Annotated in this window: 25 protein-coding genes; 17 read left to right on the forward strand and 8 right to left on the reverse strand. The window is 68.4% G+C overall.

The features are described from left to right. Nucleotides 1-5 precede the first annotated feature (5 nt). Nucleotides 6-749 (forward strand): TetR/AcrR family transcriptional regulator, encoded by a 744-nt coding sequence (locus tag AB0H93_RS21420; protein ID WP_358574730.1) that lies wholly within the window; start codon nt 6-8, stop codon nt 747-749. A gap of 214 nt (nt 750-963) precedes the next feature. On the opposite strand, the gene AB0H93_RS21425 is transcribed toward AB0H93_RS21420, so the two are convergent. Beyond that, nucleotides 964-1602: an HD domain-containing protein gene (locus AB0H93_RS21425; protein ID WP_358574731.1), complete on the reverse strand. Its 639-nt coding sequence runs from the start codon at nt 1600-1602 to the stop codon at nt 964-966. A gap of 99 nt (nt 1603-1701) precedes the next feature. On the opposite strand from AB0H93_RS21425, the gene AB0H93_RS21430 reads away from it, so the two are divergent. After that, nucleotides 1702-2670, forward strand: a complete 969-nt coding sequence (locus AB0H93_RS21430; RefSeq protein WP_358574732.1) for a GlxA family transcriptional regulator — start codon at nt 1702-1704, stop codon at nt 2668-2670. Nucleotides 2671-2946: 276 nt separating this feature from the next. Continuing rightward, nucleotides 2947-3978 carry a hypothetical protein gene (locus tag AB0H93_RS21435; protein ID WP_358574734.1) on the forward strand — a complete coding sequence of 344 codons (1032 nt, stop codon included), beginning with the start codon at nt 2947-2949 and terminating at the stop codon, nt 3976-3978. A 114-nt stretch (nt 3979-4092) separates the two neighbouring features. On the opposite strand, the gene AB0H93_RS21440 is transcribed toward AB0H93_RS21435, so the two are convergent. After that, complete coding sequence (locus AB0H93_RS21440) at nt 4093-4266, reverse strand: hypothetical protein (protein ID WP_358574735.1); 174 nt, start codon at nt 4264-4266, stop codon at nt 4093-4095. A gap of 100 nt (nt 4267-4366) precedes the next feature. After that, the gene (locus AB0H93_RS21445; RefSeq protein WP_358574737.1) at nt 4367-5224 is read right to left on the reverse strand and encodes a lysophospholipase; all 858 of its coding nucleotides are present in this window, start codon (nt 5222-5224) and stop codon (nt 4367-4369) included. Between the two features lie 379 nt (nt 5225-5603). Here AB0H93_RS21445 and AB0H93_RS21450 point away from each other — a divergent pair, with 379 nt between their 5' ends. Next, nucleotides 5604-7706, forward strand: a complete 2103-nt coding sequence (locus AB0H93_RS21450; protein WP_358574738.1) for an EAL domain-containing protein — start codon at nt 5604-5606, stop codon at nt 7704-7706. A 26-nt stretch (nt 7707-7732) separates the two neighbouring features. On the opposite strand, the gene AB0H93_RS21455 is transcribed toward AB0H93_RS21450, so the two are convergent. Then, nucleotides 7733-8122 (reverse strand): hypothetical protein, encoded by a 390-nt coding sequence (locus AB0H93_RS21455; RefSeq protein WP_358574739.1) that lies wholly within the window; start codon nt 8120-8122, stop codon nt 7733-7735. Between the two features lie 158 nt (nt 8123-8280). Here AB0H93_RS21455 and AB0H93_RS21460 point away from each other — a divergent pair, with 158 nt between their 5' ends. The 6 genes from AB0H93_RS21460 to AB0H93_RS21485 all read left to right on the forward strand — a co-directional run bounded on the left by AB0H93_RS21460 (nt 8281) and on the right by AB0H93_RS21485 (nt 13502). After that, nucleotides 8281-9411: a hypothetical protein gene (locus AB0H93_RS21460; RefSeq protein WP_358574741.1), complete on the forward strand. Its 1131-nt coding sequence runs from the start codon at nt 8281-8283 to the stop codon at nt 9409-9411. A gap of 368 nt (nt 9412-9779) precedes the next feature. Beyond that, nucleotides 9780-10130 (forward strand): hypothetical protein, encoded by a 351-nt coding sequence (locus tag AB0H93_RS21465; RefSeq protein WP_358574742.1) that lies wholly within the window; start codon nt 9780-9782, stop codon nt 10128-10130. A gap of 259 nt (nt 10131-10389) precedes the next feature. Further along, entirely contained in the window at nt 10390-11256 is an 867-nt protein-coding gene (locus tag AB0H93_RS21470; RefSeq protein WP_358574743.1) for an SDR family oxidoreductase, read from the forward strand. A gap of 32 nt (nt 11257-11288) precedes the next feature. Further along, nucleotides 11289-12476 (forward strand): zinc-dependent alcohol dehydrogenase, encoded by a 1188-nt coding sequence (locus AB0H93_RS21475; RefSeq protein WP_358574868.1) that lies wholly within the window; start codon nt 11289-11291, stop codon nt 12474-12476. A 175-nt stretch (nt 12477-12651) separates the two neighbouring features. Next, nucleotides 12652-13056, forward strand: coding sequence for a DUF6292 family protein (locus AB0H93_RS21480; protein ID WP_358574745.1), 405 nt, complete (start codon nt 12652-12654; stop codon nt 13054-13056). 110 nt (nt 13057-13166) lie between these two features. Next, a complete protein-coding gene (locus tag AB0H93_RS21485; RefSeq protein ID WP_358574747.1) occupies nt 13167-13502 on the forward strand; it encodes a plasmid stabilization protein in 336 nt (111 codons plus the stop codon). An 86-nt stretch (nt 13503-13588) separates the two neighbouring features. On the opposite strand, the gene AB0H93_RS21490 is transcribed toward AB0H93_RS21485, so the two are convergent. Continuing rightward, nucleotides 13589-14104 (reverse strand): hypothetical protein, encoded by a 516-nt coding sequence (locus tag AB0H93_RS21490; protein WP_358574749.1) that lies wholly within the window; start codon nt 14102-14104, stop codon nt 13589-13591. 88 nt (nt 14105-14192) lie between these two features. Then, nucleotides 14193-15260, reverse strand: coding sequence for an NAD-dependent epimerase/dehydratase family protein (locus tag AB0H93_RS21495; protein WP_358574751.1), 1068 nt, complete (start codon nt 15258-15260; stop codon nt 14193-14195). A 372-nt stretch (nt 15261-15632) separates the two neighbouring features. On the opposite strand from AB0H93_RS21495, the gene AB0H93_RS21500 reads away from it, so the two are divergent. Beyond that, nucleotides 15633-16829 (forward strand): PP2C family protein-serine/threonine phosphatase, encoded by a 1197-nt coding sequence (locus AB0H93_RS21500; RefSeq protein ID WP_358574753.1) that lies wholly within the window; start codon nt 15633-15635, stop codon nt 16827-16829. A gap of 47 nt (nt 16830-16876) precedes the next feature. Here AB0H93_RS21500 and AB0H93_RS21505 read toward each other — a convergent pair whose 3' ends face one another. After that, on the reverse strand, nt 16877-17275 hold the full coding sequence (locus AB0H93_RS21505; RefSeq protein ID WP_358574754.1) for a MarR family transcriptional regulator: 399 nt from the start codon (nt 17273-17275) through the stop codon (nt 16877-16879). Between the two features lie 517 nt (nt 17276-17792). Here AB0H93_RS21505 and AB0H93_RS21510 point away from each other — a divergent pair. Next, nucleotides 17793-18065, forward strand: a complete 273-nt coding sequence (locus AB0H93_RS21510; RefSeq protein ID WP_358574755.1) for a GlsB/YeaQ/YmgE family stress response membrane protein — start codon at nt 17793-17795, stop codon at nt 18063-18065. A gap of 368 nt (nt 18066-18433) precedes the next feature. On the opposite strand, the gene AB0H93_RS21515 is transcribed toward AB0H93_RS21510, so the two are convergent. Beyond that, nucleotides 18434-18745, reverse strand: coding sequence for a hypothetical protein (locus AB0H93_RS21515; protein WP_358574756.1), 312 nt, complete (start codon nt 18743-18745; stop codon nt 18434-18436). A gap of 233 nt (nt 18746-18978) precedes the next feature. Here AB0H93_RS21515 and AB0H93_RS21520 point away from each other — a divergent pair, with 233 nt between their 5' ends. The 5 genes from AB0H93_RS21520 (at nt 18979) to AB0H93_RS21540 (ending at nt 23008) form a co-directional block, all read left to right on the forward strand. After that, nucleotides 18979-19506 (forward strand): hypothetical protein, encoded by a 528-nt coding sequence (locus AB0H93_RS21520; protein WP_358574757.1) that lies wholly within the window; start codon nt 18979-18981, stop codon nt 19504-19506. Nucleotides 19507-19793: 287 nt separating this feature from the next. Next, nucleotides 19794-20609: a hypothetical protein gene (locus tag AB0H93_RS21525; protein WP_358574758.1), complete on the forward strand. Its 816-nt coding sequence runs from the start codon at nt 19794-19796 to the stop codon at nt 20607-20609. Between the two features lie 2 nt (nt 20610-20611). After that, a complete protein-coding gene (locus tag AB0H93_RS21530; protein WP_358574870.1) occupies nt 20612-21790 on the forward strand; it encodes an SRPBCC family protein in 1179 nt (392 codons plus the stop codon). 4 nt (nt 21791-21794) lie between these two features. Next, nucleotides 21795-22214 (forward strand): gas vesicle protein GvpJ, encoded by a 420-nt coding sequence (gene gvpJ / locus AB0H93_RS21535; RefSeq protein ID WP_358574759.1) that lies wholly within the window; start codon nt 21795-21797, stop codon nt 22212-22214. Continuing rightward, nucleotides 22211-23008 carry a GvpL/GvpF family gas vesicle protein gene (locus tag AB0H93_RS21540; protein ID WP_358574760.1) on the forward strand — a complete coding sequence of 266 codons (798 nt, stop codon included), beginning with the start codon at nt 22211-22213 and terminating at the stop codon, nt 23006-23008. The genes gvpJ and AB0H93_RS21540 overlap by 4 nt, the downstream gene beginning before the upstream one ends.

Raw genomic sequence — 23008 nt, forward strand, 5'->3', positions numbered from 1 at the left:
GCCGCATGCCAGCCGATGAGCAGCCGTTTCCCTCGGTGTGGGCCCGCCCGCAGCGACAGCGGCGGGAGCAGCCGGCGCTGAGCCGGGAGCAGATCGTCGCCGCGGCTCTGCGCCTGCTGGACGCCGAGGGAATCGGGGCGTTGAGCATGCGCAAGCTCGGCGCCCAGCTCAACGCCGGGGCCACCTCGATGTACACGCACGTGGCCAACAAGGACGAGCTGATCGAACTGGTCGTGGACGAGGTCTACGGCGAGATCGAGGTGCCGGTCCCCGGCGATGCCGCGGGCTGGCGGGCGGCCATCACCGGCTGCGCGCACAGCATCCGGTCGACGCTGCTGCGCCACCCGTGGATCGTCTCCGTGCTCGGCGAGGCGGGCGTGGCCTACCTCGGACCGAACATGATGCGGCTGACCGAGGCCATCCTCGCCGCGTTCGAGGAGGGGGGCTTCCCGCTGGACGCGGCCGACCGGGCGATGAACACGGTCTTCGCCTACGTCGTCGGGGTGTCGACCAGCGAGGCGGCCTGGCTGACCATGCTCGCGCGCAGCGGGCAGGGCGAGCAGGAGTGGGCCGAGCGCCTGTGGCCCGCCGCCGAACGAGCGGTGCAGGAGTTCCCGCGGCAGCGCAAGCTGTACGCCGCGCAGCGGGGCCAGAACCTGCGCAGCACCCGCGACGACGAGTTCGCCACCGGGCTGGACTGCGTCCTGCGCGGCCTAGCGGCCCGCTTCGCCCTCGAGCCCGGGGCGTGACGCCATGCTCCACTTTGGACTGGAGCTCGCGCCTTGGCGATGAGCTGACCCGGATTCAGGGGTCGTTCGCACGTTCGGGATGTGGCCGCCTGGAGCGCAGGGTGCCGATTTCGCGCGTCGCATCGGGCGTCTTCGGGATGAGCCGGGCGGAGCCGTTCTGAAACGGTCGCCCGGGCGACCCGTCGAATCGGCGCGTCCTTCCTTCGGCGGGGGATCACTCCGGCCAGTCGGAGTTCTTGATGACCTCGACGAAGTCGCCGCGCACGAAGCCCGGGGCGTAGTAGGCGAGCACGTCCGCCTTGACGTTGCCGAACGTCGTCTCGGGGCGGTCCTCGATGCCTTCGGTGAACGCGGCGAGGATCCGGTTCTTGAAGTCCGGGCGGGGGTGCGCCGCGACCACGGCGGCGCGTTGCTCGTCGGAGACCGCGTGGTAGCCGATGCCCAGGACGTCGAGCTCGACGCCGCGGGTGACCAGAGCTACCTCGGGCGCCATGTGCAGCGGGATTTCGGGGGTGGTGTGCAGGGCGATGGCGGTCCAGATTCGGTCGGCGGGTTCGCCGCCGATGCCGTGGGCGCGCAGGAACCTGCGGGCCTCGTCGGCGCCGTCGATCTCGAAGCGCTGGTCCGCGCGGCGGAACCGCTCGGTCAGCCCCAGGTCGTGGAACATGGCGCCCACGTACAGCAGCTCGGGATCGAACCGCAACCCCTGCTCCCGGCCGCGCAACGATCCCCACAGGAACACCCGCCGGGAGTGGTCGAACAGCAACGGCGACGCGGCCTCGCGCACCAGCTCGGTGGCCTCCCGTGCCAGGGCGCTGTCCGGGATCTGCACGCCTGCGATGGATTCCTTCATCTCCGCTGCCTCCTGCTCGGTCGGTGACGGGTTCCAGGTTCGCCCGGGCGGCTACCCTGGTGCCATGTCCTTCCGGCCAGAAGAACCACAGATCCGGACATGACGCACCGGGTGGCCGTCGTGGTGTTCGACGGTGTGACCATGCTCGATGTCAGCGGCCCGTCGGAGGTGTTGCACCAGGCGGGTCGGCTAGGCCACCCGTACGAGTTGGTGCTGGTCTCGCCGAGCGGTGCGCAGGTCGCCACGTCCGCCGGGCTGGGGCTGGCCGGCAGCGTCTCGGCAGCCGCGGCCGGTCCCGTCGACACGGTGGTGGTCGCCGGTGGCGACCGGCTCGCCGAGCAGCGGCCGGAGGACGACCTGCTGGCGGCCGTGCGCACGCTCGCCACGCAGGCGAAACGGGTCGCGTCGGTCTGCACCGGCGCCTTCGTCCTCGCCGAACTGGGGCTGCTCGACGGCCGCCGCGCGACCACGCACTGGCGGCACGCCGAAGCGCTCGCCCGCCGCTACCCCCGGGTGCGCGTCGAGCCGGACGCCATCCACATCCGCGACGGCCGCTACGTCACCTCGGCCGGCATCAGCGCCGGAATCGATCTGACCCTCGCCCTCGTGGAAGACGACCACGGCGCGGACGTGGCCCGGGACATCGCCCGGGAAATGGTCGTGTTCCTGCAACGCCCGGGCGGGCAGTCGCAGTTCTCCACGGCCCTCGCCACCCCGCCGGCGCGGAGCGACGTGCTGCGCGCGGTGATCGCGTCCGTGGTCGCCGACCCGGGCGCCGACCACAGCCTGCCGGCCATGGCCGTCGCGGCGGCCGTCAGCACCCGGCACCTGACCCGCTTGTTCAGCGCCGAACTCGGCACCACACCGGCCCGCTGGGTCGAACGCGTCCGCCTCGACCGCGCCCAGCAACTCCTCCTCGACGGGCACAGCGTCACCTCGGCCGCGCGCCACAGTGGACTGGGCACCGACGAATCCCTCCGCCGCGCCTTCGCCCGCCACCTGGGCACGACGCCGACCCACTACCGCCAGCGGTTCGCCACCACGCAGCACCAGCCCCCGGCACCGTGACGCTCGCGCCGCGGCCCGTCGGCGGTTTTCGGCTTCGCCCAGCGCGAATTCCTCGGGCGGAGCCGCGCCATGAACAGCGCACGACCGGCGCCTGTGCACTGTGGACATCCGGGCGAGTGCTCGTCTGGCTCGGCTGAGCGCATCGATGCGTGGTGTGAGGAGAGCCATGCGGTCGTGGATGGGATGTGTTGCCGGAGCGGTCGCCGGGGTAGCCGTTGATCGGCAAGCGCCGGGCAGCCACCCGGCGACGTGCGACCGGAGTTGAGGAGCTCAGCGATGGAACTGGTTGGTTTGCGTCACGTGTACGAGCAGGAGGGGCCGTTCGCGACCGTCTACCTGGAGGCCCGCTCGCCGGGGGAGGACGCGGGCAAGCAGGTCGAGCTGCGGTGGCGGGCGCTGCGCGACCGGCTCCAGGCGGCAGGCGCGCCAGCGGAAACGCTGGACGCCATCGAGTCGGCGCTGAGCGGTGCGCCCGGCGAGGAGCAGGCTCGGGGCCGGGTGCTGGTGGGTGCCGGGTCCGCCGTGCTGCTCGACGAACCGTGGCACGTCGAGCCCGGAGCCGGCGACGACGCGTTCTGGGATGCGCTCCCGCAACTCGGCGCCTACGTGCGGGAGGCCGCGCGCTCGGTGTCCGAGCTCGTGGTGATCGCGGATCAGGAAGGCGCGCAGGTGCGCCAGGACGTGGTGACCGAGCATCGCGGACCGCAGGAGATCGACACCGACGTCGTGGAAGGCACGGGGCACGGCAGTGTGCACAAGCCGCGTCACGGGGCGTTGTCCCACAAGCGCATTCATCGGCGCGCCGAGGAAACGTTGCAGCGCAATGCGAAGGACGTGGTGGCTCATGTGAACGCGGTCGCCGCGAAGTTCCGGCCGCAGGTGGTGGTCCTCGCCGGTGGCGTGCAGGCGCGGACCGAGGTGCGGGAGCACCTGCCGGTCGAGCTCGCGGAGCGCGTCGTCGAGACCGAGCGGGGCGGGCTCGCCCACAACGCCTCCGATGAGGCGCTCGACGAAGAGCTGGTGCGGATCGCCGGCGAGGAGATCAAGCGAAGGGCGGCGGACAGCGCCGACAGGATGGAGGCGGGCCTGACGCACGGCCGGGCGGTCCAGGGGGACGACTCGGTTGTGCGGGCGGCCGAGCAGGGCGCGGTAGAGACGTTGCTGCTGGAGGACGACGCGCCGCCGGAGCACGAGGCGTTCCTGCTCAAGACCTGCGCCGAGACGACCTCCGACGTCGAACTCGTGCCTGCCGGGACCGGGCTGACCGACGGAGCGGGCGCGATCTTGCGCTTCCCCGTTCAGCCGTGAGCGCCCGGCCGTTTTCTGAGATGGCGCAAGGGAAAACCTCGCGCGCGGCGAAGGTGGGCAGCAACGGCGCAGGGGCCGGCGAACCGGGAGTTCGTCGGCCCCTGCACGTTCGGCTCACTCCAGCCGTCGCCCGCGGCGCAGCGCTTCCGGCGGGACTCGGGGGCCCTTGTGCAGCAGCGGATCGGACTCGCGCCCGGGCACCGGCGCCGTCCTGGTGCGCGACCGCCCGAACCGCTTGCGGAGTTGCGCCGGGATGTTCCGAAGTCGCGTGTTCCACATGAGATCCAAGACCTCCTCGTGCGCGGGTTCAGCTGACTCGGCACGAGGGTTTACGCCCACGGGGACGAGGAAACATCACCGTCGGCGCCGATCGAGTCCCGCCGGCGTTTCAGGCCTTCCGGTGGGCGTCGAGCCAGTCCGCGATCTCGTCGAGCACGCGGTCCTTCTCCGGCTCGTTGTGCGGCTCGTGGTAGAGCCCTTCGTGGATCCGCAGGGTGAGGTCCGGTGATCCCGCGTGGGCGCGCACCAGCTCGCTGGCGGCCGGTGGCATCAGCCGGTCCGCGCCGCCGTGCAGGACGAACAGCGGCATGGTCAGCGACTTCAGGCGCTGCGGCATCGCTTCGACCGCCAGCATGATCTCGGTCGCGGTCCGCGCCCGCATCTTCCCGTCGTGGCAGAGCGGGTCGGTGCGGTAGGCCCGGACGACCTCGGGATCGCGGCTGATGGTGCTCGCGTCGAGGCTGCGCACGCCGAGGTCGGGCAGCAGCTTGGACAGCAGCGGTGCGGCGGCCCGCTCCACGGCCGACACCGAGCCGGTGTTGAGCGCGGGGGCGGAGATCACGGCACCGGCGATCCGGTCGAGCGGCGTCCCGGTGAGGTACTGCAGGGAGATCAGCCCGCCGAGGCTGTGCCCGTAGACGAACAGCGGCACGTCGTCGTGGCGCTCGACGGCCAGCCGCGCCAGGAGGTCGACCCCGGCGACGGCAGCGGCCATGCTCCCGATGTTGCCGCGCTTCCCCGGCGAACGGCCGTGCCCGGGGTGATCGAGGGCGTAAACGGTGTAGCCGGCCGCGTTGAGCCGCTCCGCGACGTGGCGGTAGCGGCCGCTGTGCTCGTGCACGCCGTGGACGAGCACGACCACGCCGACTGGCCGCTGAACCGTCCAGCCCTGCCAGTACTGCCCCGAGGGCAGGGTGCCTTCGAAGTGCGCTGCCTTCGGCCGCGCGTCGTCGTGGGACTGCGTCATCGGGTGCCTTCCTGTCCGTTCCTGTGCGCTGCTCGCCGTCTGGAGCGCACACGTCCGGGCAAGCCTCGTCCGATGATCGGATCTCGGCAACCTGCCGGGCCGCCGAGCGGACTTCGCGTCCGATCGCGCCGGCGGCGCCCTGAGCCGTGGCCTCCGCCTCGTGAACGCTCCTGATACCTGCTGTGACCAGCTGTGGCCCTCGTGGGTGACATAGCGATTTTCGCGTTCGCGGTATGTACAGTGCGTGGCATTGCTCGAGTGGCTCCGTGCCCACGCGCGTTGGGCCCGGCGCCCGGGTGGTGCTGCGGGAGCGCGGTGCGGTTCCTCGCCCGCGCGAGTCGGCTGTCGCCGCCGCGGTGCAGCTCAGGACGGAGATGTGGTGAATTTCCCCGACAACCAGGCGATGGACGTGGTCGGCGATCGGCCCGACAGCGGCATCCGGCGACCGGGAGCGGCGCCTCTCGGAGATCCGTTGATCGGAGACCTCGTCGCCGACCTGCGCGAGTACGCCATCTTCGCCCTCGACGCCGATGGCCGGGTGAGTAGCTGGAGCGCCGGGGCTCGGCGGGTCAAGGGTTACGACAGCGAGGAGGTCATCGGGCGGCACTTCTCGGTGTTCTACCCGTCCGAGCAGGTCGAGTCCGGGTATCCGGACTGGGAATTGGGCCAAGCCATGGCGCGCGGGTTCTTCATCGACCGGGGTTGGCGGCTGCGCAAGGGCGGGACCCGGTTCTGGGCGCACGTGGTGATCACGGCGCAGCGGGCGCCGGACGGCAGCCTGGAGGGCTTCATCAAGGTGGTCCGGGACGAGACCGAGGCGCACGCCCAGCGGCAGCGCTCGGAACGGCGGTTCACCGACCTCTTCGAACTCGCTCCGGTGGGCATCGCCCTCCTCGACCAGGACGAACGGATCCTGGACGCCAACGGCGCCCTGTGCGACCTGCTGGGCGACCGGCTGCACGGCAAGAGCGCCGCCGATCTGATGCACCCCAGCGATTCCCAGGCGGGACTGATCTCGAGTCCTGCGGGCCCGGCCGAACTGGATCGGCAGCCGGCAGCACCCCGCGTTCTGGCCCGCGCCGATGGGCGACCGGTGTTCTGCGACGTGCGGTGCGCGGCGTCGGTGCACGACGACGGGAACCGGTTCTGGTTGGCGGTGTTCCAGGACGTCACCGAGCAGGTCCGGCACGCCGAGACCCTGCACTTCCAGGCGACGCACGACCAGACGACCGGGCTGCTCAACCGGCAGGGCGTCAACGAGCTGCTGACCCCCGTGCTCGCCGGCGGCGGCACCGACCGAGCGGCCGTGCTGTTCTGCGATCTGGACAACTTCAAACGCGTGAACGACTCGCTCGGCCACGACGCGGGCGACGAGCTGCTCCTGGCCTTGGCTCAGCGCCTGACCACCGAGCTCCCGCCCTGCTGCACACCGGCCCGGCTCTACGGGGACGAATTCCTCGTGGTCTGCTCCGACGTGTCCGGCTGCGGCGGGATCGACGCGCTCACCACGAAGGTCTCGGACATCCTGAGCGCGGCCATCCCGTTGCAGGACCGACTGGTCTGCATCACGGCCTCCATCGGCGCGGTCGCCGTCCAGGACGGTGCCACGATCGACGAGATCATCAGCGCCGCGGACGCGGCGATGTTCGACGCCAAACGCGGCCACGGACGCCTCACGCGGACCGCGCCGACCACCAGCGGGGCGCAGTTGACCCTGGAGGAAGAGCTGCGCGACGCATTGCGCCACGACGGGCTCCAGCTGCACTACCAGCCGATCGTGGCCCGGGACCGGTCCATCGTGCTGGCGGAAGCGCTCGTGCGGTGGCGACACCCGGACCTCGGACCGCTGGCGCCGGACGTGATCCTGCCGGTGGCGGAGAAGGGCGGCCTGCTGCCCGAGCTGGACCGCTGGGTCCTGCGCACCGCGCTGGGCGAGGCGACCACCTGGAAGTCGCACGACGGCCACCCCGTGGGCGTGACGGTGAACGTCTCCGGGCTGCGCCCCGAGGCCCCGGACTTCGCCGACGAGATCTCCGCCGCGATCAGCGAGACCGGCATCGCGCCGGACCGGGTCGTCGTCGAGATGGTCGAGACGTCCCTGGTGGACCTGCCGTCGAAGCCGCGCAAGACGATGAGCGACCTGGCCCGCACCGGGGTGCGGTTCGCCATGGACGACTTCGGAACGGGCTATTCCTCGCTCGCCCGCCTCAAGGACCTGCCCACCCAGATCGTCAAACTCGACCGGCGCTTCGTCTCCGGCATGGGGACCGATCCGGCGGACCTCGGGATCGTCCGCGCCGTGGTCGAACTCGCCCGGGCCATGCGGCGGACCTGCATCGCCGAAGGCGTCGAGAACACCACCCAACGCCGCCTGCTCGAGGGCCTCGGCGTCGACGCGTGCCAGGGGTTCCTGTTCTCACGTCCCCTGCCGGCGCCGGAGTTCCGGGCACTCATCGGCGCACCTGGTCCCGAGCTCCGCTGACGATGCCGGTCCGGTGTTCGTGATCGCTAGGCCTCGGTTTCGGGGCGTGCTCTGAGGTCGCCCGAGGTGTGCAGGTCCACGCTCTCGATCGTGGTCCAGTACCGGATGGCGTCCGTGACGGCCATCTCCAACTGATCGCTCAGCCTGGCCAGGTGGGTGCCGGCGACCTTCAGCTTGTCGCCGGGGTGATCGCTGGTCTTGGCCCGTTCCAGCTCGCGTTCGTCGAAGCGCCCCACCTGTTCGGCCAGCACCGAGCTCAACTGGCTGAGCTGGGCGATCGTCGACACGATCGCCGAGCCGAAGGCGTGGAGCTCCCGCAGGGACGGTTGCGGGGTCCTGGCCTGCCGGCTCACGGCCGTCCCCACGGCGTCGCGGCCGTGGTGCAGCGCTTCCAAGGGGTGTTCGTACTCGGGCATGGCAGGTGCCTCCTCGGCTCGGAAGGCCCGGTAACGCTGAAGTACCCGGTGTCGCCGCCCGGCTCCCGCGATGGTGGAGAGCAACTCGTCGGGCGGAGGTTGTTTCGGAACCGCCCCGCCCCGGGAATGGCAAGGATGGTGCCGGAGTGGGAGGTGGCATGTCGTCGGCCGGGCGAGGCAGCAACCGCGCGATCACGGTGGGTGTGGTCGCCGACCCCGGTGTGCCCACGGAGATCGCGCACCGGATCGCTGACGGGCTCCCGGGCGAGTTCCGCGCGCGAGTCGATCAAGATCTCGACTGGTCCGTGGAGGTCCGGTCCGAGGCGTTGTCGCTGAGCGAGGACGGCCGGATCGACATCGCGGGCAAGGCGCAGGAGAAGAAGTCGTCGGAGGGCTGGGACCTGTTGGTCTGCTTGACCGATCTGCCCCGGCGCGACGCCACCCGCCCCGTGGTGGCCGAGGTCGACACCGATAACGGGGTCGGCCTGGCGTCGCTGCCGGCGATCGGCTGGATCCGGTTGCGGCCGTACGTCCGGGACGTCGTCGTGCACCTGGTGGGGTTGCTCGCCCGGGAAACGCTGAAGCTCACGGACTCCCGCCCGGCAGGCGGGCACCACCACGCGCGGAGGTGGGGCTGGCCCGGTTCGCAGATCCGCCAGGTTCCCGCCGGGAACGACCACGCCGACGTGACCTTGGTGCTGCCCGGAGTGCGCGGCCGGCTGCGCCTCCTCTTCGGGATGGTGCGCGACAACCGGCCGTGGCGGTTGGTCCCGGAGCTTTCGCGGGCGATCGCGGCCGCCACCGCGACCGCCGCGTTCGGCATCTTCTTCCCGACCATCTGGTCGCTGGCGGACAACCTCAGCGTCGTCCGCCTGGTCCTGATCAACCTGGTCGCGGTCTTCGCCATGGTCACGTGGATCACGCTGCACAACGGCCTGTGGGAAAGGCCGCGCAACAGCGAGGACCGCAACAAGGTCGTGCTGTACAACGCGGCCACGCTGATCACCCTGACCATCGGGGTGGCCTGCATGTACGCCCTGCTGTTCGTGATCACCCTGATCGGGTCCACCGCCGTGATCAGCGTGGACTACCTGGGGAAGCAGTTGGGGCATGCGGCGGCGTTCATCGACTACGTCAGCCTGTCCTGGCTGGCGAGTTCCATGGGCACGGTGGCGGGCGCGCTGGGGTCCAGCCTCGAAACGGAGACGGCCGTCCGGCGGGCGACCTACAGCCGGCGGGAACGCGAACGTCGCGCCCGACGCCGCCGGGAATCGCGCGAGCAGGACTAGCGGTCGTGCCGGAGGGATTCCCCGCCTTGGCCGGGAAGTGTTCCTGCTCCGGAGAAATCGGCGCCGCACCAGGGTTGGGGAGATCATCTGCCGTCGGCGATCGGAGCATCGCGATCGGAAGGAGTGGGAGATGAAGAACTCGCTTGCCCGGCGCGGGAAGATCGGCCCGCTGAGCTGGCATCGCGGACGACGCGGTGCGATGACGTGGTCCCTGCGGCTGGGGCCCTGGTCGTGGACCGGCAGCAGGTCGTCCCACCGGAGTTCCCGGCGTTCCCGGTGGAAGGCCGGGCGCTGAGCGGCATCACGCCGCGCCAAGCATGATCCGGCCAGGAACGGGGAACGCCTGTAGCTGTTGCAAAGGAGGAGAGATGGCCCCGCACGAGCTTCCCCTCATCGACTACGACAACGTACCGGTCGGCTCCCTGCAGCACCGGATCCGGTCGCTGGACGGCGAGCAGATCCAGCAGCTGCTGGACTACGAGCGCGTGCACAACAACCGGGTTCAAGTGATGGAGGCGCTGGAAAACCGGTTGCAGGAGTTGCGGGAGGGGGCGACGCCGTCGGGCGGGGCGCAGGAGGCGCAGCCCGTGGAGGCCGAGGACACCCCCGGGGGCTCCCCGGTCGAGCCCAGCGGCTCGCCGGAACCGATGCACCCGCCGCGGCACGGCATCGGCAGACTTCCCGGCAAGCCCAAGGCCGATCGCCCGCGGAAGCAGTGAGCCCCGCCGCTGGCGAGCCCGGTTTCTTCGCGCCGAGCGGGCCGGGCGGAGATGGCCGCGGCTCGCGCGCGGACGTCCAGTCCGTCCCAAGTGGACGTACTGGAACGCGATCTCCGCGCGGAGGCGTTGCGGGGAAGCGTGATCACAACTCGCGGGCGCCCGGAGAGCAGATCTGCGGTGCCACCGTTAGGCGCCGGTTTGTGGATCTGTGCGCCAGTAGTGCTTTCCGGAACGAACGATCGATGGTGAGGGCTTCACGATGGCGGAATTGCCGAAGACAGCACGAGCGCAGCAGCAGCGCCCTCCAGGAACCACGCAGGCGATGCGGCCGCATCCCAGAGATGAGATGCGGGACTACGTCGGCGCGCACCACCTGATTGGCAAGCGCGCCCTCATCACCGGCGGCGATTCGGGCATCGGGCGCGCGGTGGCGATCGCGTTCGCGAAGGAAGGCGCGGATGTCGCGATCTCGTACCTCGACGAGATGGAGGACGAGGATGCCGAGCGCACGGCCGAACTCGTGCGGGAACAGGGCCGGTCCTGCTACCTCCGCCGGGGCGACGTCGGCAGCGAGCAGTACTGCAACGAACTGGTCGAGGACGTCGTTGCACAGCTGGGTGGGCTGGACGTGCTGGTGAACCACGCGGGCACGCAAGCGCCGCAGGACGACCTGACCGAGATCAGCAACGACCAGTTCGACAGGACCTTCAAGGTCAACGTCTACGCGATCTTCTGGCTGTGCAAGGCCGCGTTGCGGCATCTGCCGGACGGCGCGGCGATCATCAACACGGGCTCGGTCAACGGGCTGCGCGGGAACAAGGACCTGATGGACTACTCGGCGACGAAGGGCGCCATCCACGTGTTCACGCAGTCGCTCGCGCAGTCGCTGGTCGGCCGACGCATCCGCGTCAACTGCGTGGCCCCCGGGCCGGTGTGGACTCCGCTCATCCCGGCGACGCTGACCGAGGACAAGGTGGAGGGATTCGGCGAGCAGACCCCGATGGGGCGCATGGCCCATCCCGACGAGATCGCGCCGTCGTACGTCTTCTTCGCAGCAGAGCGACTTTCGAGCTACTACACCGGTGAAGTGCTGGCACCCGTCGGCGGCGAGACCCACCCCGGGTGACGCCGAACGGAACGACGATCTCGGAGGTGCGCGTGAAGGCGCTCACTTGGCAGGGACCGCGCGATGTCCGGGTGACCGACGTGCCGGACCCGCGGCTGGAAGCCGCGACCGACGCGATCATCGCGGTGACCACCACCGGCATCTGCGGCTCCGACCTGCACCTGTACGAACTGCTCGGGCCGTTCCTGGAGCCGGGTGACGTGCTCGGGCACGAAGCCATGGGCATCGTCCAGGAGACGGGCTCCGAAGTCACCCACATCAAGCCCGGCGACCGCGTCGTGATCCCGTTCAACATCTCCTGCGGGCACTGCTGGATGTGCCGCCGCGGGCTGTACGCCCAGTGCGAGACGACGCAGGTGCGCGAGCACGGCAGCGGTGCGGCGCTGTTCGGGTACACCAAGCTCTACGGCAGCGTGCCGGGCGGGCAGGCGGAGCTGTTGCGCGTGCCCCAGGCGCAGTTCGGCCCGATCAAGGTGCCCGACGGCCCACCGGACGAGCAGTTCGTCTACCTCTCGGACGTGCTGCCCACCGCATGGCAGGCGGTCGAGTACGCGGCCGTCCCGGAAGGGGGATCGGTCGTCGTGTTCGGCCTCGGCCCGATCGGGCAGATGAGCGCGCGGATCGCAGCCTTCAGGGGCGCCCGGGTGATCGGGGTGGACCTCGAACCCGACCGGCTGGAGATGGCCCTGCGGTACGGGATCGAGGTCATCGACGCCCACGCGCACGACGACGTGCCGTCCGCGGTCCGCGCCATGACGGAGGGGCGCGGCGCGGATTCCGCCATCGACGCCGTGGGCATGGAGGCGCACGGCTCGCCCGGTGCGGAGTTCCTGCAGAAGCTGGTCAGCGCCCTACCGGACGCGGTCGCGGAGCCTCTGATGACCAAGGCGGGCGTGGACAGGCTCACGGTCCTGCACCAGTGCATCGACGCGGTCCGGCGTGGCGGGACGATCTCGGTCAGCGGCGTCTACGCGGGCACCGCCGACCCGCTGCCGATGCTGGTGATGTTCGACAAGGGCGTGCGGGTCAGCATGGGACAGGCCCATGTGAAGCGGTGGATCGGTGATCTGATGCCGCTGGTCCGGGACGAGGCGGACCCGCTCGGGGTGCGCGACCTCGCGACGCACCGGCTGCCGTTGGACGAGGCCCCGCACGGCTACGACATCTTCCAGCGGAAGGAGGATGGCGCGGTGAAGGTCCTGCTGCGCCCCGGCGATTAGGCCAGGGCCCCTCGTCGAGGGTGAACGGCAGCGCTTGCAGCGGTTGAGCGTCGCGCGGTTACCGGTACGTTCCCGCGACGGCCGCCGGCTGGACTAGACCGGCGCGATACCGGTTACCCAATGGGCAGCAGCGCTGATGTCGAACGGGAAGCGAGGTCGGACGGGAGGATCGGTGATGGACACGATGAGTCTCGCGGCAGACGGATTGGTCGGCTACGCCACCTCCGTGGCGGAAGATCTCGGCGTCGACGTCTTCGAGATCGACATCAACCTCGACGTCGATCTCGCGACCGTGATCATTCTCGTTGGTTCCCAAGTGCCGGTGTTCGAGGAGTTCCCGCTCCTGCTGACCTGGGACGAGGTGAGCGGATGGGCGCTGCGGATCGACACCGACGGCTGCGGCGGGACCGCGACGCTGGAGTTCTTGGGCGAGGACATCCTGCCGGACTCCGCGTCTGTGCGGCGGTTCCTCTGGGAGGCGGTCCGCGGGAACTGCCCCGGCGTGCTCGCCTCACCCGCGTTCCGGCTGCCGAACGCGTGTGACGACATGGAGCAACGACTCGCGCGGTTCTGCAACTGACGATGGCGGCGGCCGGAATCCAATGTGGCCTGTTGAGATGCCCGGAAGGTGTTCTTCGTGTCGTCCGCGGGTAGCCACATGGGTGGAAACCCTGTGAGGGGGTGCGAACGATGCCGCAGCAGACCTGGAACAAGAAGCAAGAGCGGCAGTACGAGCACATCAAGGAACAGGCTCAGGAACGCGGGTCGAGTGCCGGACGTGCGAAGGAGATCGCTGCGCGGACCGTGAACAAGGACCGGGCTCAGCAGGGGCAGGCACGGCAGCGGAGCAAGACGTCGACCCAGGACATGTCGCCGCAGCGGCGAGGCGGGAAGAGGTCGGGCAAGCGGCAAGGCCCCGGTGGCCGGACCAAGCAGCAGCTGTACGACGACGCCCGCCGCCAGAACATCAAGGGCCGCTCGAAGATGACCAAGGAACAGCTAGAGCGCGCTCTCAGCCGCAGCTGACCCGGGAAGCGGGGCTTGCGCGCAGGAAGGCGCAAGTCCCGCTCGGCGTTCGCCTAGGTTTCAAGCAGGGACGGCCTGCCCGGCTTTCACCACACCCGCACCGCGTTCATGGCGTGGCGGTGCCGCTCACCGGCCGGCCGCTTGACCGCATCGGGATCGGGCGCGAGCCGACCGGCCACCACGATGCCGTAGACGGCGTGGTCGAGCGCGATGACGAGACGACCGAGCAGTCTCCGACGGGTCGGGCGCACGGCCAGCAACGGCGCGATGACGGACTCGAACCCCAGCCAGATGATCAGGCCGTACGCCGGGCCGAACCAGGGGAGCGATCTGATCTTCCGCGGCAGGACGTTGTACCCGAGCCCGGCGAATGTGCCGAAGGACCAGTGCGCGGCCGCGGTGAGCGCGATGCGGTGTTCCACGGGCAGCTGCTGGACGGACTCCGGCGCGTGCTTGCCGACTATCGCTTCCGGGGGTGTTTCCTCGACGAGACCGACGTTCCCGGTGAGGGTCCGGATACCGGTCATCGCCATGGCACCGACGAGTCCCCGCGCACCGGCGCGGACCAGGTCGCGGGTCTTCGAGTGCTGGGAATGTGACACCGGGCCACCTCGCAAGATCTGTCCTGCCGGGCCGAACACCCACCGGCTACCCACCGGAACGGACGTCAACCACACGTCGTCGTGGTGCTCAGGGGCGTTGACCGACACCCGTGGCGAGCTCGTGCAGGCGGCCCCCTGGGACACGTGGCGCGAGCGGCGGGGTTCTGCCGCCTGCGGCTTCCCGCAAGCCGTGGAGGAATCCTTCGACGGCGTCCGTGGAGCTGTGCCGCGGGGACCAGCCGAGTTCGTCCCGGGCTCGCGACACATCCAAGACGGGAAGCCGCAGGAAGGCGTCGAACAGGCCCGGCGACGCGGGGACGAGGTGCAGGTGCCAAGCGGCGGAGAGGACGCTCCTGGCGATGCGGGACGGAACACCCACCGTCGGCTTGCCGAAGAGCTCGCCCAGCACACCCGTGTCGATCAGCGGATCCGCGGCGATGTTGAACGCTCCGGCGCTGGTGGAAAGCGCGGCGAGCCGGTACGCCTCGCCGACATCGTCGCTGTGCACCGCTTGGAAGCGCATGCCGCCCAGAGTCGGCAGGGCCGGCAGCAGGTCTGGTCTGACGAGCCGGTTGATCAGCATCGGCCCCAGGAAGAGCCGTCGTTGCTGGGCGGCCGATTCCGGTTTGAAACAGAACGCGGTGCGCATCCGGACGACCCGGATGTCCTGGTGCTGGAGCTCGAAGGCATCGAGGTACCGCTCCAGGTAGGCCTTCTCCCCGCTGTAAGCCGCGGCAGGCCACCCGTGGGTCGGCCACGACTCGTCGATCGGCCGCGCGTCCGGCCCCGGGCTGTAGGCGGCGATCGAAGATGCGTGCACCAGGCTCGGGACACCGGCCGCCGCGACGGCGTCGAAGACCCGGATGCCGCCGAGCACGTTGTTGCGCCAGGTCGTGATCGGATCGTGGGTCGGCTGGAACAACCAGGCGAGGTGGATCACCACGTCGGCCGAGGCGAAGCGCGCCACCAGATCGTCTTCGGTGACGTCCGTGCGTTCCCAGCGCACCTTCGAGCTGGTGACGGGTGGCTCTCGCCGTGACAGCGCGATGATGGTGCCGACCGCGGGGTCCCTGTCGAGCGCGTCGACCACGCTGGTGCCGATGTTTCCGGTCGCCCCAACGACAACAACGCGCTGGGGGCTCTCGGGCGCCTTCATCGTTGGTCTCCTCCTTGGCCCGGTGCTGCTCCCGCCGCATTCACGGCTTCCCCTCGTGGGAAGCGGAAGTGACGACAACTCCGGCTACCCGACGAAATTCTCGGATAACCGCTGAGCTCTTCCGTTCACAGCCACGTCGAGTTGCCCGGTCGCCGCCTGCTGAAGCCGCGGATGGCTGTGCATGTCGGGTTCCGGGCGTGCCAGGACTGGAAGAACGGGAAGGAGGTGTCCAGGTCGACGGCACCGTGGCGGGCCGAACCGGGCTAGCGGTTTGCCGGTCTGCGTCTCCCGGGCAATCAGGTGCTACCCGAACCGGACCGACCGGATGACCAACAGGAAGGGTGCCGCCATGGCGCAGGTCAAGGAGCAAGCGTGACTGAGCCCGCCCGACTGGCGCTGGTGGACCGTGCCCTGAAGGAGGCCCCAGCGCACGAGCTGGCCGAAGTTCTCGACGAAGTGCTTCGGAAGTACTACTGCGCCATCTCTTCGGAGATCTACTTGATCGACCTCCGGCTCGCACTTCTGGAACCGGTGCTCGCGTCGACGGCACCGGGGGTGCCGTTGGTGGGGACACCCGCGGGTCGGGCCTATTGCGACCAAGTCCCAGTGCGGGAAGTCGTCGGTGGCGGAGTTGTGCTGAACCTCCCCATGGCGGTCCGCGGTGACCGCATCGGCGTGCTGAACGTTCGCTTGCCAGAACTGCCGGATGCCGCCGGGACGGACGAACTGGTCGCCTTGGCCGGGACGGTCGCGCACGCGATCACCCTCGCGGAGGTGGCCACGGACCGGTACCGGCGAGCCCGGCGGCCCGAACGGCTGACCCTCGCGGCGGAGATGCAATGGCAGCTGCTGCCGGTGCGGGCCGTCGACGGCAAGTCCTACCGACTGGCCGGCCAGCTCGAACCTGCCTACGCGGTGCGAGGTGACAACTTCGACTGGTCGCAGGAGGCGGAGACCCTGACCGTCGCGGTCACCAACGGCATGGGGGAAGGCGTCACGGCGTCGATGCTGACGACGTTGGCGATCACGGCTCTGCGCAACGCTCGCCGAAGCGGTGCGGATCTGGTCGAACAGGCGGCATTGGCAGATCAAGCCGTCTGGTCGCACCACACGGGCGCGGAGTACGTCGCGACCCTGCTGATCCAGTTGGATCTCCAGAGCGGCAGCGTCCTCGCCATCGACGCGGGTTCCCCGCGGATCTGGCGCGTTCGCCAGGACGGCGTCGCCCCCATCTCGCTGGAGGCTCAGCTCCCGCTCGGGATGTTCGACGGCACCGAGTACGTGACGCAGGCTTTCGAGCTCGAGGCAGGCGATCGGCTCTTCATCCTCACCGATGGCATATACGGCGCCGTTCTCGAGGATCGCAACTACACCATGACCTCGCTCAGACGGGCACTTCAGTCCAGCCGCCTGCTGCCGCCGGCCGAAGCCGTACGGGCGCTGATGAGCGATCTGCGCGCCTTCCTGCGTGATCAAGAACTGGACGACGACGCCGTGGCGGTGTGCCTCGACTGGCTCGGTCCCCATCGCGTGGCCGAGGAACTGGTCCTGCCGCCGTCCACGTCATGAACGCTCGGACACCGGCTGTCGATAGCGCTACACCTCGACGTGGTCGCTCAAGCGAGCTCTTCGTCTGCGTGACCGAGATCCATGGCCGCCGAGTAGAAGGCGTTCAAGCCCATGCGCAGGGCATTGCGGTTCCGCGCGCTCATCTGCTGGAGTACTGCGGCGAGGTCGGCTTTCCGGGCACGCCGGAAGCGCTGCACGAAACGCCGTCCGTCAGGGGAGAGCTGCAGGACGATCTCACGACGGTCGACGGCGCTGCTTCGACGTACGAGCAGACCGGCTGCCTGAAGGCGATCGCACAAGCGACTGGTGACAGAGGGGATCGAGCCGAGCTCGTCGGAGAGCCCGGCGAGATTGATCGAAGAGTGACGATCCACCACGATCAGGGCGCGCAGTTGCGATGCCGAAACCGTCGGCCGGACGCGTTCTGCACTGCGTCCCCAGACCACGACGAGCGCCCGGGCTGCAGTCTCGATCTCGTCGAGGAGATCGGCTGGTGGTAGATCAGGTTGACGTACCAGGGTCGTCTCCTTTGCTTCAGCGCACGATCACTCAGGTGATGCATCCATTGTCTCACTCGAAGGCCCGGGAGAGTCCCGTGCAATGACGGCTGGATGTTCAGGACGAGGTCCCCGGAGCCTCTGCTCGCCGGGAGATTCGTTGCTGGTGAGCAAGGTGTTCGGCTTCGTTGTCCGACTGCACGAATTGCGCTGGAGTGACCTGCACGCGTGGAGAAGCGGGCCGCAAGACCGGTGAGCACGATCTCCTCCGGGGTGCCGCGGATTGGCAGGCGGGTCGAACGAGGAAGGCGCGGAGCCCTCGGCAGGGCGACGAGCGCCCTGCGTTGACGTGGTCAACGAGCGCGAGCATCATAATGCTGATCGGCCCAAGTCCTGGCCGTGCGGGTTCTTCATTCGAAACAACAGCGCGCGACCGATCGGCGGAGCGCGACCGAAGGAGCGGCACATGGGCATTCTCAGTTGGATCCTGTTCGGCCTCATCGCGGGCGCTATCGCGAAGTTCATCCTGCCCGGAAAGGATCCGGGCGGCATCATCGTCACCATCCTCATCGGCATCGCAGGCGGCCTGCTCGGGGGCTGGCTGGGCAGCTCGGTGTTCGGCAGCACGGGCATCTCCGGGTTCAACCTGATGAGTTTCGTGTGGGCGGTGATCGGGTCGCTGATCCTGCTGGCCGTCTACCGGCTGGCGTTCCACAAGACCCGCGGAATCAGGGGCTGACGCCGAAGGTGCTGGGTTGCGGAACAACCCGTTGCCCCAGGGCAATCGACCGAGCGACCGGACGACAGCATCGCCACCGGGTTGCCGCGCGGACATGGCATCGAGCCGAGCGGGGCAAGGTGGAGCTGTTCGATCATTCCTGGTCCTGAATGGACGATCGTCAGCCTGGTTTTCTCGATGGGCCCCCGTGACCAGGTGGGCGGCCCATTCCGCACCGCCGCGCGAACCCGTTCTGAAATCATCTCTCGCTGAAGTTGCGCGTCGTTTTTCTGATGCTGGTGATCCTCGTGTGACCGTCGCGCTCCCTGCGCCTTCGCGTTGGTGTTGGTGCAGGACAAGTTCGCGGCTGCCGGGACGGGCACGGGTTGTCAATGCTGCGGGCGAGCGTCAGGTTTGTCTGCACGTTCTGCGGTGACCACCAACCGCGGGCGCTCCTCGGGCGCGACATCCTCCAGGCGGTCGTCAGCGAGGATCTTCGCCGCTGCCCTAACGATGTCTGCGATCACGTGCAGGCCCCCACGGATGCCTGCTGCCGCGTTCGGGGTGCGGATCAGTGCGCCGACGTCGACCAGGCTTCGGCTCACCCAGGGCGCGTTGATCTGGGCGACCAGCACGATTTGAACGTTCACGTGCTCGTGAGGCTGCTCTGGAACGTGCTCAGAGTCGTGCGTGCTTGACATGATCTGCCGCCTCCGAGGCCCTGGCGCTGCCGGATCGTGCGAGCGATTCCACCGTGGGCATACCCCTGGGGAAGCGACCATATCGGAGCGGCAGGAGAAACTTTCCGCATGCAGCGTTGGGCGCATACTGGTGACGAGCGCGGTGTCCGTGCTGTTTCAGACTCCGCGAGGCGCTAGTGATCAAGGATGATGCCCGACGGGCATCGACGTCCTTGGAGGAGAGGTGCAGCGCCATGACGTGGTTTCCTCGCCTGCTCGGCATCGGAACGGCCGCGGCCGGCGCAGTCGTCGTGCTACGTCCAGAGACCCTTGCGAGTGCCTGTGGGCTGGGTGATTCGGACGGGAACGTCGCGCCGACCACCGCGGTTCTCTGCCGTGGCATCGGTGTACGAGACGTGCTTTCCGGGTTGGCAATGGCCTTTGCGCCGAGTCCGGACACGCTGAGGCTGGCCGTCGTGGCCCGTGCGACGGCCGACCTCGGTGACGCAGCGGTCCTGGATCTTCTGCCCGGCGATTCGCAGGCGCGAAGCATCGCGGCGACGTTGGCAGCCGGCCGCGGTGTGCTGTGCGCGCTGAGCGGCCTGACCGTTCGTTCGGACGCAGCGGACGAAGAAGCCGTGAAGCCGGCAGACGACCAGCAGGCCTACGGGTGGAGAAGAGGTCACCGAGAGGGGCGCGCGTGCGACCGGATGTCGCCCCTGCGGCGCTGGGTAAGCGAGATCGTCCAGGAGGAGCTTCGAGATGCGGACCTGGTCGACTGACCTCGTTCGACGTCTGCTCGAAGCTGTTCATGGAACTGGAAAGTCACGTTTCGCGTGCCGTGGAAAGCGATTTCTGATGCCTCGGCGGGGTGCTCGATCTTGTTCTCGTGGGAATCCCGATCGATCACGAAGTTGTCCCATGGCAAGGGTTTTGGTCGACTGGTACGGGGGTAGCCACTCAAGATAATCGCCGTAGCGGCTCGGTAATAGGTGGCCTCAGGAGCTTGCGCGAGCCGTTTGCGTTTACGGGCGACCGGCCCGCCGGATACGCCCGCAGGAGGTTGATCATGAAATCTGGACCTCAGATCGCGCTCGCAGTTGCGATCGGTTACGTCCTCGGGCGCAGTCGGAAGATGAAGCTCGCGATCGCGACCGCCGGGGTGATGGCAGGGCGGCGCCTCGGGGTCAATCCCAAGGATCTCCTCGCGCAGGGGGGCAAACTGATCGCAGGGTCCCCCGAGTTGAAGAAGCTGACGGGTGAGGCGCGTGAGCGCCTGGTGGACGCGGCGAAATCCGCTGCGATTGCGGCGGCGACGAACAAGATCGATTCGATTGGCGACAATCTGACCAAGCGGGCCGCCGGTTTGCGGGCTTCCAACGTCGGGGAACAGGCGTCTGGTCTTGGTGAGCAAGCAGCTGGACTCGGCAAGCGAGCGTCTGGCCTCGGCAAGCGGGCCGCCGGAGAAACTCCCGAGGAAGCCGCCGGAGAAACTCCCGAGGAAGCCGCCGGAGAAACTCCCGAGGAAGAAGTGGACGAGGGTGAGGCGGCAACCGAGGAGCAGGAGGAAGAGCGAGCTGCGGTGCCGCCACCGCGAAGCGCCGACCACGCCCGTGACCGGACGGATGAACGTTCGGCATCGGCTCGCGCGAGCACGCGTCGTTCTGAGCCGAGTGGCCGGAAAGGTGGTTCCACGGCGCAGAAGGAACCCGAGCCACGGTCGAAGGCCACCGAGCGCGCCAGGTCGGCGGCCAGCAGTGGGGCATCGGCCACGGCTGCGGGCCGCTCGACGGGCCGGGCCGGGAGCAGGACCGGCTCCGGAACGTCGACTCAGCACAAGTCGGGAACGAGTTCCAAGTCGTCCACCACTAAGAAGTCGTCTTGAGCGTGGCTGAGGTGATGACCATGGCGGAGCAGCCCGATGGGCGTCGTTCCGGTTCTGGTGGGTTGTTGAGCGAGCTGCCGCTCGAACCGTTGAAAGCGGGGTTCCAGGATTTGTTGACCGCAGCCGGGGAGCGGGCGGCTGGTTTCGTCAGCGACAAGGTCGAGGGCATGACCGAAAAGCTCGTGGAGTCGGCTGAAAACGGTGGTGCCGGGTTGATGGCCGCATTGACGGGGGGTAAGGAGTTGGCTGCGGGAGGGTCCCCGGTCAAGTCGGCGCTGAAGGCCGGCTTCTCCGGATTGAAGGAAAAGGCAAAAGAGAAGCTGGGCATGGGTGGAGGTAAAGGGGGGAAGAAGGGCAAGGCCAAGGTTGTCAACATCATCGAGCACAATGATGTGGGATTGCCGCTTCGCGTTGTGTACGACCAGTGGACCAGGTTCGAAGATTTTCCTGACATGACGAAGAAAGTCCTCAGCGTGGACCAGGAATCCGACGAGAAGGTCAACTGGAAGGCGCAGATCTTCCTGTCGAAGCGAAGCTGGGAAGCCACTATCGTCGAACAGGTGCCCGACGACAGAATCATCTGGACTTCGACAGGCGCGAAGGGGACCGTGGATGGAACGGTCACGTTCCACGAGCTCGCGCCGAGCATGACGCGAATTCTGCTTGTCCTCGAATACTATCCGCAAGGATTCTTCGAGAAGACGGCGTACATGTGGCGTGCGCAAGGGCGGCGTGTGCGAGCGGACTTCAAGTACATCAAACGGCACATGATGACCCGGACGATCTTGGAACAGGACAAGATCGAAGGATGGCGCGGCGAGATCCGCGACAGGGAGGTCGTCAGGACTCACGAGGACGCCCTGCGCGAGGAGGAGGAAGGATACGGCCGCGAACCCGCCGAGGAAGAAGAGGAGTACGAAGGCGAGCGCGCCGAAGTGGATGAGGAGCCCGAAGAGGAAGAGGGCGAAGAAGAAGGTTACGGCGACGAGGAAGACGAGGCCGAGCGAGACGAGGACTACGGCGAAGCCGATGAAGAGGCCGAAGCCGAAGAGGGCGAAGGATACGAGGACGAAGAGGGGTACGGAGACGAGGACCAGGAGTACCGGGAGGGTGACGAAGAAGATGAGGAGGAACGCGGAGGGCGTCGAAGTGAACGTGTGACATCCAGCCGGAGAAGGTGATCGCATGACCGTCGCAAGCATGCAAGGCGGCGGTGGGTCCCCGGTGCAGCGGGGAACTGGAGGCACTCTTGCAGACGTGGTCGAGCTGATCCTCGACAAGGGGCTGGTCATCGACGTGTTCGTGCGCGTTTCGCTCGTGGGGATCGAGATCCTCACGGTCGATGCGCGCGTCGTCGTGGCCAGTGTGGACACTTACCTGCGCTTCGCCGAGGCGACCAACAGGCTGGACCTGGATCAGAAGGGCGGCAAGGACCTTCCGGAGCTGATGCAGGGCATGACGGAGAGCGGCGCGAAGGGCAAGACCAAGGGAGTGATCGACGCGGCCAAGGACAAGTTCGACGAGTTCCGCGGTGCCGACGAGGGCGACAAGAGAGAGAAGCAGCCCGTACGGCGCAGGGAATCACGCAGTCGGGAGCGTGAATGATGGCCACACGCGCAGAACGAGGCGATCAGGTCCAATCGGGACAGCAAGACGACGTCGATCGCGGCGTGTACGTGTACGGGATCGTCGACCACCGGGAGAAGCTTCCGGACGATCTGCCCTCAGTTGGAGATGGCAAGGAAGAGGTGGACCTGGCCTCGTACGGCAAGCTCTCCGCCCTGGTCAGCGAGGTGCAGCTCGCTCGCCCGCTCGGGACGCGCGAGGATTTGCTCGCGCATGAACGGGTACTCGACACCCTCGCGGCGGAAGCGACAGTGATACCAATGCGTTTCGGATCCGTCGTGAGAACCAGGGAAGCCGTCGTCGACGAGCTCTTGGCGCCCCATCAGGGGCACTTCGAGGAAGTGCTCGCAGAGCTTGCCGGGCTGGTGCAGTTCACCGTTCGCGGCCGGTACGCGAACAACGCGCACCTCCGTGAAATCGTTTCCGAAGAGCCCGAGATCCAGGACCTCCGCGCGGCCCTTCAAGGGCTGCCCGAGGATGCGGGCTACGCCGAGCGCTTGAGGCTGGGAGAACTGGTCAACAACGCGGTGGTCAGGAAACGCGAAATCGATACCGAGACGCTGATCAGCTCTCTCGAGAAGTTCTCCGCTGCTTCCGCTTCACATGCGGTCGCTGGTGAGGACGACGCCATGCACGTCGCCTTCCTCGTTGATCGCGAGGCGGTAGCGCAGTTCGAGCAAGCAGTGGATGATCTCGGACGGCAGTGGGATGGGCGCATCAACTTGCGGTTGATCGGGCCTCTCGCTCCCTACGACTTTCTGCCGGAGACCTGA

The sequence above is a fragment of the Saccharopolyspora sp. NPDC050642 genome (assembly GCF_040654735.1).
GTDB classification, from domain to species: Bacteria; Actinomycetota; Actinomycetes; order Mycobacteriales; family Pseudonocardiaceae; genus Saccharopolyspora; species Saccharopolyspora elongata.